Source organism: Craterilacuibacter sp. RT1T, assembly GCF_023502145.1.
Lineage (GTDB): Bacteria > Pseudomonadota > Gammaproteobacteria > Burkholderiales > Chromobacteriaceae > Craterilacuibacter.
The window spans coordinates 29,316-47,075 of sequence record NZ_JAMFLI010000012.1 but is presented as its reverse complement, the minus strand read 5'-3'; the positions used below and the strand labels follow the sequence as shown (position 1 = coordinate 47,075).

Annotated in this window: 16 protein-coding genes; 14 read left to right on the top strand and 2 right to left on the bottom strand. The window is 56.7% G+C overall.

The window, feature by feature from the left end; translation table 11 throughout:
- Positions 1 to 47: 47 nt before the first annotated feature.
- The 14 genes from M3P88_RS14275 to M3P88_RS14210 all read left to right on the top strand — a co-directional run bounded on the left by M3P88_RS14275 (position 48) and on the right by M3P88_RS14210 (position 14,515).
- On the top strand, positions 48 to 1,055 hold the full coding sequence (locus tag M3P88_RS14275; protein ID WP_249616669.1) for an ornithine carbamoyltransferase: 1,008 nt from the start codon (positions 48 to 50) through the stop codon (positions 1,053 to 1,055).
- A 381-nt stretch (positions 1,056 to 1,436) separates the two neighbouring features.
- Positions 1,437 to 1,808 carry an ATP synthase subunit I gene (locus M3P88_RS14270; protein ID WP_249616668.1) on the top strand — a complete coding sequence of 124 codons (372 nt, stop codon included), beginning with the start codon at positions 1,437 to 1,439 and terminating at the stop codon, positions 1,806 to 1,808.
- The gene (atpB, locus tag M3P88_RS14265; protein WP_249616667.1) at positions 1,808 to 2,617 is read left to right on the top strand and encodes a F0F1 ATP synthase subunit A; all 810 of its coding nucleotides are present in this window, start codon (positions 1,808 to 1,810) and stop codon (positions 2,615 to 2,617) included. The genes M3P88_RS14270 and atpB overlap by 1 nt, the downstream gene beginning before the upstream one ends.
- A gap of 65 nt (positions 2,618 to 2,682) precedes the next feature.
- The gene (gene atpE, locus M3P88_RS14260; RefSeq protein ID WP_124735913.1) at positions 2,683 to 2,970 is read left to right on the top strand and encodes a F0F1 ATP synthase subunit C; all 288 of its coding nucleotides are present in this window, start codon (positions 2,683 to 2,685) and stop codon (positions 2,968 to 2,970) included.
- A 52-nt stretch (positions 2,971 to 3,022) separates the two neighbouring features.
- Positions 3,023 to 3,493 carry a F0F1 ATP synthase subunit B gene (locus tag M3P88_RS14255; RefSeq protein ID WP_124735914.1) on the top strand — a complete coding sequence of 157 codons (471 nt, stop codon included), beginning with the start codon at positions 3,023 to 3,025 and terminating at the stop codon, positions 3,491 to 3,493.
- A 7-nt stretch (positions 3,494 to 3,500) separates the two neighbouring features.
- The gene (locus M3P88_RS14250) at positions 3,501 to 4,037 is read left to right on the top strand and encodes a F0F1 ATP synthase subunit delta (RefSeq protein ID WP_249616666.1); all 537 of its coding nucleotides are present in this window, start codon (positions 3,501 to 3,503) and stop codon (positions 4,035 to 4,037) included.
- Between the two features lie 8 nt (positions 4,038 to 4,045).
- On the top strand, positions 4,046 to 5,590 hold the full coding sequence (atpA, locus tag M3P88_RS14245; RefSeq protein ID WP_249616665.1) for a F0F1 ATP synthase subunit alpha: 1,545 nt from the start codon (positions 4,046 to 4,048) through the stop codon (positions 5,588 to 5,590).
- 36 nt (positions 5,591 to 5,626) lie between these two features.
- Positions 5,627 to 6,493 (top strand): F0F1 ATP synthase subunit gamma, encoded by an 867-nt coding sequence (atpG, locus tag M3P88_RS14240; RefSeq protein WP_249616664.1) that lies wholly within the window; start codon positions 5,627 to 5,629, stop codon positions 6,491 to 6,493.
- A 43-nt stretch (positions 6,494 to 6,536) separates the two neighbouring features.
- Positions 6,537 to 7,931: a F0F1 ATP synthase subunit beta gene (gene atpD, locus M3P88_RS14235; protein ID WP_249616663.1), complete on the top strand. Its 1,395-nt coding sequence runs from the start codon at positions 6,537 to 6,539 to the stop codon at positions 7,929 to 7,931.
- 15 nt (positions 7,932 to 7,946) lie between these two features.
- Entirely contained in the window at positions 7,947 to 8,369 is a 423-nt protein-coding gene (locus tag M3P88_RS14230) for a F0F1 ATP synthase subunit epsilon (RefSeq protein ID WP_124735919.1), read from the top strand.
- 84 nt (positions 8,370 to 8,453) lie between these two features.
- Positions 8,454 to 9,818: a bifunctional UDP-N-acetylglucosamine diphosphorylase/glucosamine-1-phosphate N-acetyltransferase GlmU gene (glmU, locus tag M3P88_RS14225; RefSeq protein ID WP_249616662.1), complete on the top strand. Its 1,365-nt coding sequence runs from the start codon at positions 8,454 to 8,456 to the stop codon at positions 9,816 to 9,818.
- A 142-nt stretch (positions 9,819 to 9,960) separates the two neighbouring features.
- Positions 9,961 to 10,746, top strand: a complete 786-nt coding sequence (locus tag M3P88_RS14220; protein ID WP_249616661.1) for a DeoR/GlpR family DNA-binding transcription regulator — start codon at positions 9,961 to 9,963, stop codon at positions 10,744 to 10,746.
- A gap of 2 nt (positions 10,747 to 10,748) precedes the next feature.
- Positions 10,749 to 12,578 (top strand): glutamine--fructose-6-phosphate transaminase (isomerizing), encoded by a 1,830-nt coding sequence (gene glmS, locus M3P88_RS14215; RefSeq protein WP_249616660.1) that lies wholly within the window; start codon positions 10,749 to 10,751, stop codon positions 12,576 to 12,578.
- Between the two features lie 206 nt (positions 12,579 to 12,784).
- Positions 12,785 to 14,515 carry a TnsD family Tn7-like transposition protein gene (locus M3P88_RS14210; RefSeq protein WP_249616659.1) on the top strand — a complete coding sequence of 577 codons (1,731 nt, stop codon included), beginning with the start codon at positions 12,785 to 12,787 and terminating at the stop codon, positions 14,513 to 14,515.
- Here M3P88_RS14210 and M3P88_RS14205 read toward each other — a convergent pair.
- Both M3P88_RS14205 and M3P88_RS14200 read right to left on the bottom strand, forming a co-directional pair.
- Entirely contained in the window at positions 14,486 to 16,273 is a 1,788-nt protein-coding gene (locus M3P88_RS14205; protein WP_249616658.1) for a TnsD family Tn7-like transposition protein, read from the bottom strand. The two genes, M3P88_RS14210 and M3P88_RS14205, sit on opposite strands and share 30 nt — an antisense overlap.
- Before the next feature lie 3 nt (positions 16,274 to 16,276).
- Positions 16,277 to 17,755, bottom strand: coding sequence for an ATP-binding protein (locus M3P88_RS14200; protein ID WP_249616657.1), 1,479 nt, complete (start codon positions 17,753 to 17,755; stop codon positions 16,277 to 16,279).
- Between the last annotated feature and the right edge of the window lie 5 nt (positions 17,756 to 17,760).

The following is a 17,760-nucleotide window of genomic DNA, read 5'->3' as shown; positions in this document are numbered from 1 at the left end:
TTGCTGGTGAGGCGCTCAGGGTAGTTTTAATCTCAAGGAGTATCAAAATGGCTTTCAATCTGAAAAACCGTCACTTTCTGAAAGAGCTGGACTTCACCCAACGCGAGTTGCTGTACTTGCTCGATCTGGCACGCGACCTGAAACGTGCCAAGTACGTCGGTAACGAAGTGCAGCGCCTGGTTGGCAAGAACGTCGCGCTGATTTTTGAGAAGACCTCGACCCGCACCCGCTGCTCGTTCGAAGTGGCCGCCCACGATCAGGGCGCGCATGTGACCTATATCGATCCAAGCAGCTCGCAGCTGGGGCACAAGGAAAGCATCGCCGATACCGCCCGTGTGTTGAGCCGCTTCTACGACGGTATTGAATTCCGCGGTTTTGCCCAGGACGACGTGGAAGAGCTGGCCAAGTATTCCAGCGTACCGGTTTTCAACGGCCTGACCGATGCCTGGCACCCGACGCAGATGCTGTGCGATGTGATGACCATGACCGAAAATTGCGACAAACCGATGTCGCAGATCGCTTACGCCTATGTCGGTGACGCACACAACAATATGGGCCACTCGTTGATGGTGATTGGCTGCCTGATGGGCATGGACGTGCGTATCGCTGGTCCGAAGGGGCTGGAGCCGGATGCAGAGTTGGTTAAGCAGTGCCAGGAGATCGCCAAGAAGACCGGCGCTCGCCTGTTGGTGACGAATGATCCACAAGCTGCGGTTAAGGGTGCAGACTTTATCCACACCGACGTCTGGGTGTCGATGGGTGAGCCGATGGAACGCTGGGGCGAGCGTATCGCGCTGCTCAAGCCATTCCGCGTCGATAGCGCGCTGATGGCCGCTTCGGGCAACCCGCAGATCAAACTGATGCACTGCCTGCCAGCCTTCCACAATACGAACACCAAGGTCGGTAAGCAGATTGCGGCTCAATATCCTGAATTCGCCAACGGTATCGAAGTGACCGACGAGGTGTTTGAAAGCGCCGCGAGTCTGGCTTTTGAGCAGGCGGAAAACCGCATGCACACCATCAAGGCGATTATGGTCGCAACCATGGGTAGCTAAGCTGCCGCGGTGTGGTAAGCCGGGATGAGATGGCGGATGTTTCTCCAGATCTCATCCCGGGTGGCAGTTTATTCGTTTGCCCAAGGCGGTGTGTTGCCACCTTGTTCTGCCGCGCCTAGAGTGCGGCTTTGCGCATTATGGCCCAATGCCATTGTTGTCAAAGTCGTGTTTGGCAGTGAGTGGAATAGGGTGGCCAGATTTTTTCGTGTAATGACTATCGAGTATTAGGCGCTAACTGAATGTCGCTGTATGATCGGCCGCTTGCGGGGCGAGCAGGGCTGGATGGGGTATGCTGCACTGCAGCTATATTAGTCGTAATTTGTTGACGTCATTTTAATGGCGTGACTATAATCGGTCGATTTTTCTAAGACGATGTGCGTCATGGCTAAGCCGGAAATTAAGCGCATCGTGCGCTTGCAGTTTGTATTGACAGCAATAGCTGTCCTGATTGCAGCGGTACTGGGGCAGGGGAGTATTAGCGGTGCTGTCTCGGCATTGCTGGGCGGATTGACGGTCATCCTGCCAGCATTGCTGTACATCCGCATCGCTTACTCGGTGCCGCGTGCATCACCTGCAGTATTGATGAAGGCTCACTACAAGGCGGAAGCGGTCAAGTTTGTTATGACCATTCTTATATTTGCAGTGGTTCTTCTGTTTTTCAAGGATATATCGGTAGCAGCGTACTTCGCCAGTTACATGCTGGTCGTGTTCGGCTACTGGTTCGGGCTTCTAATCAAAATTGAGAAAAAGTGATGGCAGGCAACGCAACAGAGTATATCAAGCACCACCTGACGTTCTGGAAGTCTTCTCATGAAGGGTTCTGGTCCATTCACGTCGATACCTTCAGCGTCTCGCTGATTCTGGGTTTCCTTTTTGTAGGCGTCTTTGCACTGGTTGCCAAGAATGCCAAGCTGGAAAACCCGGGTCGCCTGCAGCTGTTTGTTGAGTCGTTGGTGGAGATGGTCAATACCCAGGTCAAGGAAATTTTCCATGCCGAAAGTAAAGTGGTTGCGCCTCTGGCTCTGACCATTTTCTGCTGGGTGTTCCTGATGAACGCGATGGACATGCTGCCGGTGGATTTGATTCCGCAAATCGCAGCATGGATTGGTTCCACCTTCTTCGGTGCGGATCCTCATCATGTGTATTTCCGCGTGGTACCGTCGGCTGACGTTAACTCCACCTTTGCTATGTCGATTTCGGTGATGTTCTGCATTATCGGTTTCTCGATCAAGGCCAAGGGTCTGGGCGGCTGGGGCAAGGAGTTGTTGACCGCTCCGTTCCACGCACACAGCCCGATTCTGGTTGCCATCCTGGCTCCGGTGAACTTCGCGTTCCAGATGGTTGAGCTGATTGCCAAGCCGATTTCGCTGTCGCTGCGTCTGTTCGGCAATATGTATGCCGGCGAACTGATCTTCATTCTGATTGCGCTGCTGCCTTGGGGTGCACAGTGGATTCTGGGCGCGCCATGGGCGATCTTCCATATCCTGGTGATCACCTTGCAGGCCTTCGTCTTCATGATGCTGACCATCGTGTATCTCAGCCTAGCGGTCGAGAAGCACTAAAGAGTTCCTTAGTTTTTTAAACGTTTCACCAACCATCCTTAGTTTTAGTTTCAGGAGATATCTAAATGGAAAAACTTGCACTGATTTCCCAGATCCAGTCGATGACCGTTCTGGCTGCCGCACTGATCATCGGTCTGGGTGCCATCGGCACCGCTCTGGGCTTCGCCATCCTCGGCGGCAAGTTCCTCGAGTCTTCCGCTCGTCAACCAGAAATGATCCCAGTTCTGCAAACCAAGCTGTTCATTATCGCCGGTCTGCTGGATGCGATCTCCATGATTGGTGTTGGTGTGGCTATGCTCTACACCTTCAACAACCCGTTCCTGGCTGCTGCTCTGGCCGCTGTGGGCGCTTAATCCCTGAACAGGGATAGGTTGTTGCAAGTCATCATTCTGGAGGGAAACAAGCGTGGAATTTAACGCAACACTACTGGGTCAGGCGATCACGTTCGCCATCCTGGTGTGGTTCACCATGAAGTTTGTTTGGCCTCCGCTTACCAACATGATGGATGAGCGCGCCAGGCGCATTGCAGATGGCCTGGCTGCTGCCGAACGTGGCAAGCAGGATCTGGAGGCCGCTGAAAAACGCGTTGCGGATGAAGTTCGCAAAGCCAAACAGCAGTCGACCGAAATCATGCTGGCCGCCGAAAAACGTGCCAATCAGATCGTGGAAGAGGCAAAAGACGCTGCACGCGTCGAGGGTGCCAAGCTGGTATCCGATGCCAAGGCTGAAATCGAGCAGGAAGTGCTGCGTGCCAAGGAGGTTCTGCGTGAGCAGGTTGCCGTCCTCGCCGTAGCCGGTGCAGAGAAGATTCTGCGCCGCGAGATCGATCAAGCCAAAAACGCCGATCTGTTGGCCTCCATCAAAGCGGAGTTGTAATCAGCTCATGGCAGAACTTACTACCGTAGCAAGGCCCTACGCCGAAGCGGTATACAGCCTCGCCGGCGAACAGCAGTCTATGGGCGCGTGGTCCGAGACGCTGTCCTGGCTGGCTGCCATGGTGAAAACCCCGGGTGTGGCCGAAGTAATCACCCACCCGAAACATACCGCACAAGAGGTTGAGGCATTGCTGCTGGACGTGCTCGCCGAGCGTGGCAACGAAGAAGTGAAACACTTCCTCGGCGCGCTTATCGAAAACGGACGCCTGCTGTTGTTGCCCGAAATCGCCGAACAGTTTGAACTCCTGAAGGCCGAGGCAGAAGGGGTGCTGGATGCAGTCGCAGACAGCGCCTTCCCCATGACCGACGTCCAGAAGTCCGAACTCACCGACACGCTTTCCAGGAAGTACGGCAAGACCGTACGCCTTGACGTGCGTGTGGACCCCGAGCTGATCGGTGGTATCCGGGTGTTGATCGGTGATGACGTCATCGACGCTTCCGTTCGCGGCAAACTGCACGCGATGGCGGCAAGCCTCAAGAATTAGGAGAGATCATGCAGTTGAACCCCTCTGAAATCAGCGACCTGATCAAGGCCAAGATCCAGAACCTGGCTGAAAGCGCCGAAGCACGTACCATGGGTACCGTGATTTCCGTGACTGACGGTATCGTTCGTGTTCATGGCCTGATGGACGTGATGCAGGGCGAAATGCTCGAGTTCCCGGGCAATACATTCGGCCTCGCCATGAACCTGGAGCGCGACTCTGTCGGCGCCGTGATTCTGGGCGAGTACGAGCACATTTCCGAAGGTGACGAAGTCAAGTGCACCGGCCGCATTCTGGAAGTTCCGGTAGGTCCGGAACTGATCGGTCGCGTAGTCGATGCACTGGGCCGTCCTATCGATGGCAAGGGCCCGATCGCCGCCAAGGCGTTCTCCCCTATCGAAAAAATCGCACCGGGCGTGATTGCCCGTCAGTCGGTGTCGCAGCCTATGCAGACTGGCCTGAAGTCGATTGACTCGATGGTGCCTATCGGCCGTGGCCAGCGCGAGCTGATCATTGGTGACCGCCAGACCGGTAAGACCGCTGTGGCGCTGGATGCGATCGTCAACCAGAAAGACACCGGCGTTATCTGTATCTATGTTGCTATCGGCCAGAAAGCCTCGTCGATCGCCAACGTGGTACGCAAGCTGGAAGAGCACGGCGCGATGGGTCACACCATCATCGTTGCTGCCACCGCTTCCGAAGCCGCTGCCCTGCAGTACATCGCACCGTACTCCGGTTGCGCCATGGGTGAGTACTTCCGCGACCGCGGCGAAGATGCGCTGATCGTATACGATGACCTGTCCAAGCAGGCCGTGGCTTACCGTCAGATTTCCCTGCTGCTGCGTCGTCCACCGGGCCGTGAAGCCTATCCTGGTGACGTGTTCTACCTCCACTCCCGTCTGTTGGAGCGCGCATCGCGTATCAACGAAGACGAAGTGACCAAGCTGACCGCAGGCGCCGTAACGGGCCAGACCGGTTCGCTGACTGCTTTGCCGATTATCGAAACCCAGGCTGGCGACGTGTCTGCCTTCGTTCCGACCAACGTGATTTCGATCACCGACGGCCAGATCTTCCTGGAAAGCGACCTGTTCAACTCCGGTATCCGTCCAGCTATTAACGCTGGTATTTCGGTATCGCGTGTGGGTGGTGCAGCGCAGACCAAGGTGATCAAGAAGCTGGGTGGCGGTATTCGTCTGGCGCTGGCTCAGTATCGCGAACTGGCTGCGTTTGCGCAGTTTGCTTCCGATCTGGACGAAGCGACCCGCAAGCAGTTGTCGCATGGCGAGATCGTGACCGAGCTGATGAAGCAGAAGCAGTTCTCCACCCTGTCGACCGCCGAAATGGCGCTGACACTGTGGGCGGTGAACAAGGGTTACTACGAAGACGTTCCAGTCAAGAAGGCATTGGCATTCGAAGCGAGCTTCCTCGCTTACGTTCGTGCCAACCACGCCGAGCTGCTGAAGACCGTCGACGACAAGGGTGACCTGTCTGCCGATAACGAGCAAATTCTGGCTAAGGCGATGGAATCGTTCAAGGCCGGCTACAGCTTTAACTGAGCCTTTCGCTAACGCTGTTCAAAGAAAGGTCTAGTTATGGCAGTCGGCAAAGAGATTCTCACCAAGATCCGCAGCGTGAAAAACACGCAGAAGATCACCCGCGCAATGCAGATGGTGTCGACCTCCAAGATGCGCAAATCGCAGGAACGCATGCGTGCTGCGCGTCCCTACGCCGAAAAGGTGCGCGCAGTGATGGCGCACCTTGCCCAGGCCAATGCTGACCTGGAGCACCCGCTGCTTGCCCGTCGCGACGAAATCAAGCGTGCCGGCATTATCCTGATCACCTCGGACAAGGGTCTGTGTGGCGGCTTGAACGTCAACACACTCAAGGCCTTCTACGGTAAGGTGAAGGATCTGACTGACGCAGGCGTCGAAGTCGACGTTTGCGCCCTGGGTCAGAAAGGCCTCGCGGCCTGCCAGCGTACACGCATGAATGTCGTGTCGAGCGCGGTCCAGCTGGGCGATGTGCCCAAGATGGAAAAACTGATCGGCCCGCTGACGGTGTTGTTTAAGAAATACGCCGCCGGTGAGCTGGATGCGATTTATATCGTGTATCCGGGCTTCGTGAATACGATGAAACAGGAGCCGGTGTTGGAGCAGTTGCTGCCGCTGACACCGCACTTGATGGTGGTTGAGCATTCGCACTCGTGGGATTACCTGTACGAGCCGAACGCACACGACGTCATGGAGTTCCTGGTGCGTCGCTATATCGAGTCGGTGGTGTATCAGGCTGCAGCCGAATCTTCTGCTTCCGAGCAGGCAGCCCGTATGGTTGCCATGAAGTCGGCCACTGATAACGCCGGTAACGCTATCAAGCAGCTGCAACTTGTGTACAACAAGTCGCGCCAGACGGCGATTACCACGGAACTGTCCGAAATCGTAGCCGGTGCCGCCGCAGTTTAAGCGCACAGCGCCTGTAAAAGTTTATTGAGTTTAGGAACCGATAATGAGCCAAGGCAAAATCGTACAAATCATTGGTGCGGTGATTGACGTGGAGTTTCCACGCGACGCCATGCCAAAGGTTTATGATGCCCTGAAGCTGGTGGATGCCGAGCTGACGCTCGAAGTCCAGCAGCAGCTGGGTGACGGCGTGGTCCGTACCATCGCCATGGGCAGCTCGGACGGTCTGAAGCGCGGCATGGCAGTTGCCAACACCGGGGCGCCGATTTCGGTGCCGGTGGGCAAGGCTACGCTGGGTCGCATCATGGACGTGCTGGGTAACCCGGTGGACGAAGCCGGTGCAGTTGCCACCGACGCGCGTCGCGCCATTCACCAGAGCGCACCGAAGTTCGACGAACTGTCGCCTGCTACCGAACTGTTGGAAACCGGCATCAAGGTGATTGACCTGCTGTGCCCGTTTGCCAAGGGCGGTAAGGTAGGTCTGTTCGGCGGCGCCGGTGTGGGCAAAACCGTGAACATGATGGAGCTCATCAACAACATCGCCAAGGCGCACTCGGGTCTGTCCGTGTTCGCAGGCGTAGGTGAGCGTACGCGTGAAGGTAACGACTTCTACCACGAAATGAAGGACTCCAACGTTCTTGATAAAGTGGCAATGGTCTACGGCCAGATGAACGAACCACCGGGCAACCGTCTGCGCGTTGCGCTGACCGGTCTGACCATGGCCGAGCATTTCCGTGACGAGAAGGACGAAAGCGGCAAGGGCCGTGACGTACTGTTCTTCGTGGACAACATCTACCGCTACACCCTGGCCGGTACCGAAGTTTCGGCACTGCTGGGTCGTATGCCTTCCGCCGTGGGCTACCAGCCTACACTGGCTGAAGAGATGGGCCGTCTGCAGGAGCGTATTACCTCCACCCGCTCCGGTTCGATCACCTCCATCCAGGCCGTTTACGTGCCTGCGGATGACTTGACCGACCCGTCGCCAGCGACCACCTTTGCGCACTTGGATGCAACCGTGGTGCTGTCCCGTGACATCGCTTCGCTGGGTATTTACCCTGCCGTTGACCCGCTGGACTCGACTTCGCGTCAGCTGGACCCAATGGTTGTGGGCGACGAGCACTACTCCGTAGCGCGCGGCGTGCAGACTACGCTGCAGAAGTACAAGGAACTGCGTGACATTATCGCGATTCTGGGTATGGACGAACTGTCGGAAGAAGACAAACTCGTCGTGTACCGTGCGCGTAAGATTCAGCGTTTCCTGTCGCAGCCGTTCCATGTAGCTGAAGTCTTTACCGGCTCGCCGGGCAAGTACGTACCGCTCAAGGAAACGATCAAGGGTTTCAAGGCCATTCTGTCGGGCGAATACGACCACCTGCCGGAACAAGCGTTCTATATGGTAGGCGGGATCGAAGAAGCCGCAGAAAAAGCCAAGACCCTTTAATAGAGGAGACGGCTCATGGCTACGATGCAGGTGGAAGTGGTCAGCACCGAACAGCTGATTTATTCGGGTGAAGCCGAGTTTCTGGTGGCTCCGGCTGCCGAAGGCGAAATCGGTGTCTATCCGCGTCACGTTCCGCTGCTGACCCGTATCAAGCCGGGCGTATTGCGTCTGACGGTACCGGGTAGCAAGGAAGAAGTGCTGGTGGCCGTGTCGGGTGGCATGATGGAAGTGCAGCCTACACTGGTGACCGTACTGACCGACACCGCGATTCGCGGCGAGGACCTGGACGAAGCGCGTGCAAACGAAGCGAAGCGTGTAGCCGAAGAGGCTATCCGCAAGTCCGGCGACGATATGGACACAGCCAAGGCGCAAGCCGCGCTGGCAGTGGCCATCGCCGAACTCAAGACGCTCGACTACCTGAGGAAGCGCGTCCGCTAAGGATGTGCCGATTTTGGTGTATATTCGAAGGCTGCCACGTTACGTGGCAGCCTTTTTCTTATCCGTTGAAAACATAGAACTCACATGAACCGTCTGAGCGTCGCCATTCTCGCTGCCGGCAAGGGCAAGCGCATGTATTCCCGTCTTCCCAAAGTGCTGCACAAGATCGGTGGGGCACCCATGCTGTCGCGCGTGGTCGCAACCGCACGTACGCTGAAGCCGGCCAAGCTGGTCATTGTGTATGGCCATGGTGGCGAGCAGGTGCGCGAGACGCTGCGTGATACCGATCTGGGGTGGGCCTTGCAGGCCGAGCAGCTGGGCACCGGCCACGCGCTGAAAATGGCCTTGTCCGAACTGCCGGCCGATGGCCATACCCTGGTGCTGTATGGCGATGTACCGCTGACCCGTGCCGATACCCTGAGCGAGCTGGTGGCACTGGCCGGTGACGAAGTGGCGCTGTTGACCGATACCCTGGCCAATCCGTCCGGCTATGGCCGCATCGTACGCGGCAGCGACGGCGCGATTGCCGCCATTGTCGAAGACAAGGATTGCAGCGCCGAGCAGCGTGCGATTACCGAGATCAATACCGGCATGCTGGTGCTGCCGAACAAGCATCTGGCGCGCTGGCTGGAAGAGCTGAAAAACGGCAATGCTCAGGGCGAGTATTACCTGACCGATGTGATTGCCCTGGCGGTGCGCGACGGCGTGCGCGTGCACGGCATGAAGGTGGCGGATAGCTGGCAGGCCGCCGGCGTCAATAACAAGGTGCAGCTGGCCGAGCTCGAGCGCATCTTGCAGCTTAATCAGGCGCATGAACTGCTGGTCAACGGCGTCGGCCTGGCTGATCCTGCGCGCATCGATATCCGCGGCACGCTCAGCCATGGCCAGGATGTGCTGATCGACGTCGGCTGTGTGTTTGAAGGCGAAGTCAGCCTGGGTGAGGGCGTGGAAGTTGGCGCCTATTGCGTGCTGAAGAACGTCAAGGTCGCTGCCGGCAGCAAGATTGCACCGTATTCGCATCTGGAAGACGCGGTAGTGGGCGAGGCTTGCCGCATCGGGCCGTATGCGCGCCTGCGCCCGGGCGCCGAACTGGCGGCACATGTCCATGTCGGCAACTTTGTCGAAATCAAGAAAAGCGTGGTGGGCGAAGGCTCCAAGGTCAATCATCTCACCTATATCGGCGACACCGATATCGGCAGCCTGGTCAATGTGGGTGCCGGCACCGTTACCTGCAACTACGACGGGGTGAACAAGTTCCGCACCGTGATCGGCGATAATGTCTTTGTCGGCTCCGGTTCCATGCTGGTGGCACCGGTGACGCTGGAGGCCGGGGCGACCATTGCCGCCGGTTCGGTGATCAGCAAAACCGCGCCGGCCGGCCAGCTGACGGTGGCGCGTGCCCGCCAGACCAGCATCCCCGGCTGGAGCCGGCCGCAGAAAAAAGCCTGATAGATAGAGCTTCTGGCTGCTCACGCCTTGCCCTGCGGCAAGGCGTTTTTTTGTGCCGTCTCACCTGCTTGCTGCGCGCCTTTCTTGCCCTGTCCTGCATGCTGCTGCTATAGTCGGAAAACTTTCGAAACGAAATTTAGCCATGACCAAACGAAACACCCAGCAGCGGCGCCACGCCATTGTGGCACTGGTGCAGGAGCGTGGTGAAATCAGCGTGGACGAACTGACGCAGTGTTTTTCCACCTCGGAAGTCACCATACGCAAGGATCTGGCTTTGCTGGAGACGGGCGGCTTGTTGTTGCGGCGCTATGGCGGCGCGGTGTCTTTGCCGGCGGAAATGGTCGGTATCGAGCCGCTAAAAGTTTCGCCACGAAAGCTGGCCATCGCCAGTGCTGCGGCCGAATGCATACGCGACCACAACCGCATCATTATCGATAGCGGCACCACCACCAGCGCCATGATTCCCTTGCTTGGCAACAAGCGGGGCTTAGTGGTGATGACCAATTCGCTGAATGTGGCCGGTGCGCTATGCGAGCTGGAGAACGAGCCGACGCTATTGATGACTGGCGGCACTTGGGACCCACATTCGGAATCGTTTCAGGGGCAGGTAGCCGAACAGGTGCTGCGCTCCTACGATTTTGACCAGTTGTTTATCGGTGCCGACGGCATCGATCTGGAACGCGGCACCACCACCTTTAACGAACTGGTGGGGCTGTCGCAGGTGATGGCCGAGGTCGCGCGCGAAGTGGTGGTGATGGTCGAGTCGGACAAGATAGGCCGGCGTATTCCCAATCTGGAGCTGCCGTGGGCACGCATCCGGACGCTGGTGACCGACGACGCGCTGTCGCCGGCGGCAAGGGACATGATTCAGGCCAAAGGGGTGACGCTGATCTGCGCGCCATGGCCTGCGGATTCTTCAAGGAGATAAAGATGTGTGGAATTGTTGGCGCTATTGCCTCGCGTAATGTCGTTCCGGTTTTGGTCGAAGGCCTGAAGCGCCTCGAATATCGCGGTTATGACTCGGCTGGCATCGCCGTATTGGCCGGCGACAAGATCCGCCGCGTGCGCCGTGTCGGCCGGGTGGTCGAGATGGAAAATGCGGCGCTGGCCGAAGCGCTGACCGGTCAGCTCGGCATCGGCCATACCCGCTGGGCCACCCACGGTGGCGTCACCGAGCCTAATGCCCACCCGCATGTCTCCGGCGAGCTGATCGCCGTGGTGCATAACGGCATTATCGAAAACCATGAAGCCAAACGCGCCGAGCTAAGAGACGCCGGCTATCACTTCACCTCGCAGACCGACACCGAAGTGATTGCCCATCTGGTGCATCACTACTACCAGCAGGAGCGCAACCTGTTTGCTGCGGTCAAGCATGCGGTGCGCGAGCTGACCGGTGCCTACGCCATCGGCGTGATTGCGCTGGACCGTCCGGACGAACTGGTGTGCGCGCGCATGGGCTGCCCGCTGCTGGTGGGCTTGGGTGAGGGCGAAAACTTCATCGCCTCCGATGTGTCCGCCATTTTGTCGGCCACCCGCCGCGTGATCTTCCTGGAAGAGGGCGATATCGGCCTCTTGACCCGTGACGGCGTAACGCTGACCGACAAGGACGACCAGCCGGCCCTGCGCGCCATCCATGTGTCCGATGTCTCGCTGGCTTCGCTGGAGCTGGGGCCGTACAGCCACTTCATGCAGAAGGAAATCCACGAACAGCCCAAGGCGATTGCCGACACGCTGGAAAACCTGCTGGATAGCGGTTTCGTGCCCGAGTTGTTTGGCGAAAAGGCGGCCGAAGTATTGAGCCGTGTGCGCGGGGTGAAGATTCTCGCTTGCGGCACCAGCTACTACGCCGGCCTGACCGCCAAATACTGGATAGAAGCCATGGCCGGCATCCAGTGCGATGTGGAGATCGCCAGCGAATACCGCTACCGTGCCGCCTGGGCCGACCCCGAGCATCTGGTGGTGACCATTTCGCAGTCGGGCGAAACGCTGGACACCATGGAAGCGCTGAAGTACGCACGCGAACTGGGTCACAAGTGGGCGCTGTCCATTTGCAATGTGCGCGAGAGCGCCATTCCGCGCGCCTCCGATCTGGTGTTCTATACCCGCGCCGGCGCCGAAATCGGTGTGGCTTCGACCAAGGCGTTCACCACCCAGCTGGTTGCGCTGTTCACCCTGGCCGCAACCCTGGCCAAGCTGCGCGGCAAGCTGGGCGACGCGGACGAGGCACGCCTGATCGACGAGCTGCGCCATCTGCCGGGCTCGGTGCAACATGCGCTGAATCTCGAGCCGCAGATCAAGGCCTGGGCCGAGCGTTTTGCCGCCAAGAATGATGCCCTGTTCCTCGGGCGCGGTCTGCACTACCCGATCGCACTGGAAGGCGCGCTTAAGCTGAAGGAAATCACCTATATCCACGCCGAAGCCTACCCGGCTGGCGAGCTCAAGCATGGCCCGCTGGCACTGGTGGATGAAAACATGCCGGTGGTGGTGATTGCGCCTAACGACAGCCTGCTGGAGAAGGTCAAGTCGAATATGCAGGAAGTCTCGGCCCGTGGCGGCGAGCTGTTCGTGTTTGCCGATCTGGACAGCCATTTCGAAGACAGCCCGGGCGTGCATGTGATCCGCACGCCGCGCCACTCCGGCGTTTTGTCGCCTATCGTGCACACCATTCCGGTACAGATGTTGTCCTACCATGTGGCGTTGGCCCGTGGCACCGATGTCGATAAGCCGCGTAATCTGGCCAAGTCGGTCACTGTCGAGTAAGGCATTAGCATCATGCTGGTGAAAATGATGAATGACATAAATGTTTGCACTGTGACAATTCTGTCTGCGCTCTAACAAATATGTTTGTACTCTAAGTTCTTCGTCAGTGGTGCCTGTAGCGCTGCAGTGCCCCCAAGAGTTCTTGGGGGCACGGTTGTTTCGTCAGTGTCACAGTTCAGAGTTTCTTGGTTGAAATAAGGTTTCCCGTGAGTTCCAAGCGCGTCACTCATTCCCTTTCAGAAAAGGTCAAGCCCGCTGCTTTCGATGCCGAAGCATGTTTAGCGCTGCCATACCTGACTGATGAGACCATCATCTCGATGGTGTCCCGTTACCATGTACAGAGTGGTAACCCCACAGTAGATCGCACACTGAATGTGCTATTTGGTACCCAGATGATCACACTGAATCACTGGATTCCTCGCCATCTTGATCGGTTGGCCGAATACATGCCGGGGTCGACGAATCTCCTGCTGGAAGGACTTCTGAAGAACAACACGCTTTTCCCTTTGGTCAACTTGTTCCTTGGTCGGATGGAGGAGTCTGCGTACCTGATGCAGCAGTCGTTACCCAAAAGAGCGTTCTCGGGGGCGGGAGCAGTGAGGATCTGCCTGCCTTGCTTGAGAGAAGATGAACAGACTCATGGCACACCTTATATCCATCTGTCCCATCAAACTCCCGGGGTCTATGTTTGTACCAAGCATCAAGTCTGGCTGACCGAGCGTTGCCCTTACTGCAGACAGCCATTATCTCGGGATGGTAGCTTGCCCTTGGGGCTATGGCGAGAATGCGTATGTGGGCATTCCTTGTCTTCATTTGACGCGGAGCCAGCGTCTAGTTGGCAGAATGTGGAGTTGAGCTATGCGTCTTTCTGTGCGGACTTGCTTGGTTCCCGTGCATTCCCAGTCCCTGCTGACGTACTTAGAGAGATGTACCGATCACGTGCAATCGAGGTTTGTGGTGGGCATCGGAATGGCGCCCTTGACCGGCTAGAATTCCAGAGGATGATTCATGAGTATTATGGACCATTGTTTCTTGCCAAGCTGGATATGGACTATAGCCTAGGAAATTTCACCAAAAGTTATCATTGGTTGAGTACCTCGACTGTCAAGGAAGTCCCCTTGATTCGGCATCTGGTGCTATCAAATTTTCTTTTCCGTTCTGCCCAAGATTTCAATGAGGCTCGGACTGTGGCTGAGGTACGCTGTGTCGAACAACGTAGGAAAGAAGACGAATCTCAGCAGCCCCCGGACAAGTCGGTCAAATTGTTTGAGGATATGCTCTCGGCGGCAAGAGAGATCCCAAAATGCACGCTTGAAAAGCTGTGGGAACAACACTTCGGCCTGACTAAGCGATTTATCAAACGATTCCCTGACCGCCTTGATGAGTTACTCCTTGCTGCACGAAAGAAGTCACCGGCTGCGGCCAAGCCGCTTCAACGACGAGCTTTGACAAAGCATGAGGATCATGAATGGGCGGATCGATTTAGGGAGACGGCCTTTTCGCTTTATCAGCTTGTTGACGAACGGCCGGTTCGAGTGAGCCGTAACCGGATCATGGGGGAGGCCGGTTGGAAGCGCCCCTATCCGAACGTCGAAACAAGTCCATCAGCTTGGAGGGCTTTGGAGGAATCCCTCGAGTCAGATTGGCACTATCATGCGCGACGTTATGTGTGGGCGTCGATTTATCTTCGGCCTGAACAAGGGACTTCTCGCATTACAAAAGCATCTGGTCTCGATAACTTGCGAATCAAGGAACTTCGCCTCTTTTTTAGCGCTGTGACACATTGGCCTCTGCTTAAACCAGGGATCCTCATGGAGTTCCTTGAGAGTTTCGGGATCACAAGGCAGTGGGTGGGGCCTTGCCCTGATAAGCAGTTTCCTCTGTTGGGACGTAAGTACCAGCGCAAATTACGGGAGCCCGGCCTGGCGTCGGAGTAGCCAGCTGGGGGGATCATTTCCTACCTCTTCTTCATATTTCTTGCGGTACCAGTCCAGTCTGCGCTGCTGAAAAGCCGGGATCGATTCTAAGTATTTACTTAGGAAGTCCCGAGTGAGGGGGAGATGGTTGAGTTGCTTATCAAGCCAGTCGGGATGTTCGACAAACTCGGATAGGGATGCGAGGCTGATTCGTCGAGGCTTATCTGAGATGGTCTGCAGGGTGAGGATTGCTGCCTCCAATGCATTAATCATCGTAAGATCTCGAGAATTCCAATCGATAGCATGGCGTCTGTGAGTCAATGGATGGGCCAGTGTCTGTCTGAATCTATCCAGCCAGATATGGTCGTGTCGGGTAAGCCAAGCGCAGGCTGCGGGTGCTCGATTGCGTAGTTGTTGCCAACTCGATGCTTTGTTTCGATGCCGGATATGTCGCAAGTTCGCTCTATATGCCACACGCTGGCTCAAGAACAGCCTTTTCTCGCGGACCCTCTTGGCGTCGGGGTATGCCGCTAAGATGCGGCATAAAGTTGACATGGAGGCGTGATGATCTCTGGCGATCTCAACCAGCGATCGTGGTTCCAGAAGAGCGGTTAGGAGTTGACTGCGTTTTCTGGCGTCGAATTTCTTCGGGCGTCGCGGCACAGGGACGTGAAGTTTCAGTGCAAGGGTTTGTACCGTTTGCAAGCTGAGGCCCAACTTGCAGGCAGCTTGTCTGAGCGAGATTGGCTCCTGTTCGAGCAAACGTGACAACTGAGCAAGTCTCTCATCCCTGCTTGGTGTCAGGGCTGGGGTTGGATTCGATGCTCTGGCTGGCTCTACCGGCGCGAGAGAAAAGAATTCCTCAATGCTGCGTGCGAGGAAACCCATCAAGAGGAGATGTTTTAAGGGGTGATGTGCAGCTCGTTGATGCCGGCATAACGTTGCAAGCCAATGGCCCTCTGTTCGTTGGAGGTCGCTGAGCAATCGATCAAATGGCGGGATGCTACTCAGTGGCTGCCAATAGGTGGTCAGTGCCTTTGCAAGCACCTGTTGGTCGATGTAGGCGGACTGTTTGGCCAGCCCAGCCTGCAGCAGCCAGGCTGCATAGTGCCAGCGTAGTGGAGACCGCACGGGAATCGGTTCTGCGCCGAGTAATTCGCTGCTCATCTTGGCGATTTGGCACAGCCGTTCCAGTGTGGCTTGAGCACAAGTCCCTTCGGTCTCCGGCTGGCAGAGGTCACCAATATCCTCCGGCAAAGGCAAGCGATACGGATGGCGTTGCAGTAGTCGAGTTGGCAAGCCCACAAGTGGGAGGTAATGTTCGGCGCAGACTAACACCCCGGGCAATTGAACGTCACGGTGCCAAGTTGCAATACCAATGCGTTGGAAATCTTGCTTCGCACAAGCAGGGCAGAAGGCCAAGCGGTTGGATCCGCCTAGACGACTAGCCAACAAGCCCAGAGATAGCTTGCAACCCCCTGCATTTGGCCCGGCCATGGCATCCATGGCACGGGTGTAGATGGTTGGTGTGACAAAGCGTTTGAAGTACGGTAGCGCAGTGTGTGTTTCGATAAAGTCTGTGACGGAGTCAGGATATTCAAGTTGTTTTACCATCCATTGCAGATGGCTAGGCAGCATATTGGCCGGTTTAGCGTTACGGGTGCCGAATACAGCGTGGAGGGTATCTTGGTAGCGGAGCAGACCCGCCAGCCGATGGAGGCGGGCTGCTATTCCCAATACGGATTCGCCGCAACCGAGTACAGGCAATAGGGGAAGCATGACTCATTCGTCAGGGACGTTTGGCAGTAAGCCGGGGGAGGCCGTGTTCAAGTGGCCGGCCGCATGGAGAAACTCGAGCGGTGTCGTGTGGGAAACCGCATGGCGCAAGTCTTTGGGATCGCTAGGAGACGAAGAGCGGCCTCCTTTCTTGGGCGCCGCAGGAACAGGGGCAGGTGGGGAGGCATGGCTGGGAACTTCAAACAGCTCATCGATGTGTTCCTCCAGGTTTTCGAGGCAGGGAAGTTGAGGTTGTCTCAGCTGATCGAGATAACGGTCGGGTGGGAGGAGGTCTTCGAAGGCGAACAGCGATTCAATCGTATTCTTCCTCAGTGCGTTGATCGCAGGCTGGAGCAGGGGGAACGACTCGTCGTATGTCGCCTGAATGGCGGCTTCGGTAAGCGTCTCGGTGCCGTCCTCCATCACCCGCTGCTGGGTCAACTTGAACAGGATGACCAGGAAGTCTGTTACGCCCTGGGTCAAGTCGAACAAGCGATCCTGCATTGAGGGAGTAAGAGACGTATAATTGTGCACCCACTGATAATTCCAGAGGCGTTCCACTAGTTTGTCCCATTCGGCATCTCGGCACACCGGGCGCTTGAAATCGAGCAAGCCTGACTCTGACGCCCGTCTGGCATCCTTCATTTCCTCCTTGAACAGGCTGACTGCCTTATACGTGCCGACCAGCACGATCGGAACCTTCAGCATGTCGCGCAGATTCTGGATAAAGTCCAGCAGTCGTTCGGCACCACCTGATTTCGGCACGCTTAGTCGCTGAATTTCATCAATGACCAACACACCCAGAAAATAGGTTGCCGCATGTTGTCGCATCATGCCTTCCGCCTCATCGGTCGTCACACGAGAGCGCGAGTACATTTTTTCGTACTCTTGGGTTCCGAGCGCGAGGTCAAGCTGACGGGCGAATTCCCGGCAAAAAGCGAGGATTGAGCCATTTTTTGGACAGGTGACCTTCAACCATACCAATTGCTGAATCGGTAAGGGCTTATTGCGCCAACGTTGGTGTCGGATAAGCTGCTGGGGATAAGTTCGCAAGACAGCATCGATGGCGGTGGTTTTCCCCATTCCACTGAGTCCGACGACTACACATTCAGAATCGGTGGCGGTCAGATGACGGTGTAGGAGTGGTGGCGGCGTGTTGGCCTGCGCCTTGTAAACGGCTTGCCATGTCTCTGGCTTACAGGGATTCCGTAACACATAGCCGGACCGAATGAGCCGGGATACTGTTCGCTCCAGTTGATAAAAATAGGGGCGGGGGGCGACCAGATGTTTCAGGCGCCCTAGTAGATGCCAGCGTTCTTCGACAGTAAATGACTTCTCCGCCAGATCAAAGGGAGGTTTGTACATCATGTGAATACCAGCCTCCCGAGCACTCAGAATAGGTGGAAGCGCCTCGATCAAAGGGTTGTCCTGATATTCCTGGATTTTTTGTCGCAGGTATGTCGGTGAGCGATCTTGGGTACTCATAAGGA

Coding starts and splice junctions, on each gene's coding strand:
- M3P88_RS14275 (WP_249616669.1), top strand. CDS start 48: ATGGCTTTCAATCTGAAAAACCGTCACTTTCTGAAAGAGCTGGACTTC.
- M3P88_RS14270 (WP_249616668.1), top strand. CDS start 1,437: ATGGCTAAGCCGGAAATTAAGCGCATCGTGCGCTTGCAGTTTGTATTG.
- atpB (WP_249616667.1), top strand. CDS start 1,808: ATGGCAGGCAACGCAACAGAGTATATCAAGCACCACCTGACGTTCTGG.
- atpE (WP_124735913.1), top strand. CDS start 2,683: ATGGAAAAACTTGCACTGATTTCCCAGATCCAGTCGATGACCGTTCTG.
- M3P88_RS14250 (WP_249616666.1), top strand. CDS start 3,501: ATGGCAGAACTTACTACCGTAGCAAGGCCCTACGCCGAAGCGGTATAC.
- atpA (WP_249616665.1), top strand. CDS start 4,046: ATGCAGTTGAACCCCTCTGAAATCAGCGACCTGATCAAGGCCAAGATC.
- atpG (WP_249616664.1), top strand. CDS start 5,627: ATGGCAGTCGGCAAAGAGATTCTCACCAAGATCCGCAGCGTGAAAAAC.
- atpD (WP_249616663.1), top strand. CDS start 6,537: ATGAGCCAAGGCAAAATCGTACAAATCATTGGTGCGGTGATTGACGTG.
- M3P88_RS14230 (WP_124735919.1), top strand. CDS start 7,947: ATGGCTACGATGCAGGTGGAAGTGGTCAGCACCGAACAGCTGATTTAT.
- glmU (WP_249616662.1), top strand. CDS start 8,454: ATGAACCGTCTGAGCGTCGCCATTCTCGCTGCCGGCAAGGGCAAGCGC.
- M3P88_RS14220 (WP_249616661.1), top strand. CDS start 9,961: ATGACCAAACGAAACACCCAGCAGCGGCGCCACGCCATTGTGGCACTG.
- glmS (WP_249616660.1), top strand. CDS start 10,749: ATGTGTGGAATTGTTGGCGCTATTGCCTCGCGTAATGTCGTTCCGGTT.
- M3P88_RS14205 (WP_249616658.1), bottom strand. CDS start 16,273: ATGCTTCCCCTATTGCCTGTACTCGGTTGCGGCGAATCCGTATTGGGA.
- M3P88_RS14200 (WP_249616657.1), bottom strand. CDS start 17,755: ATGAGTACCCAAGATCGCTCACCGACATACCTGCGACAAAAAATCCAG.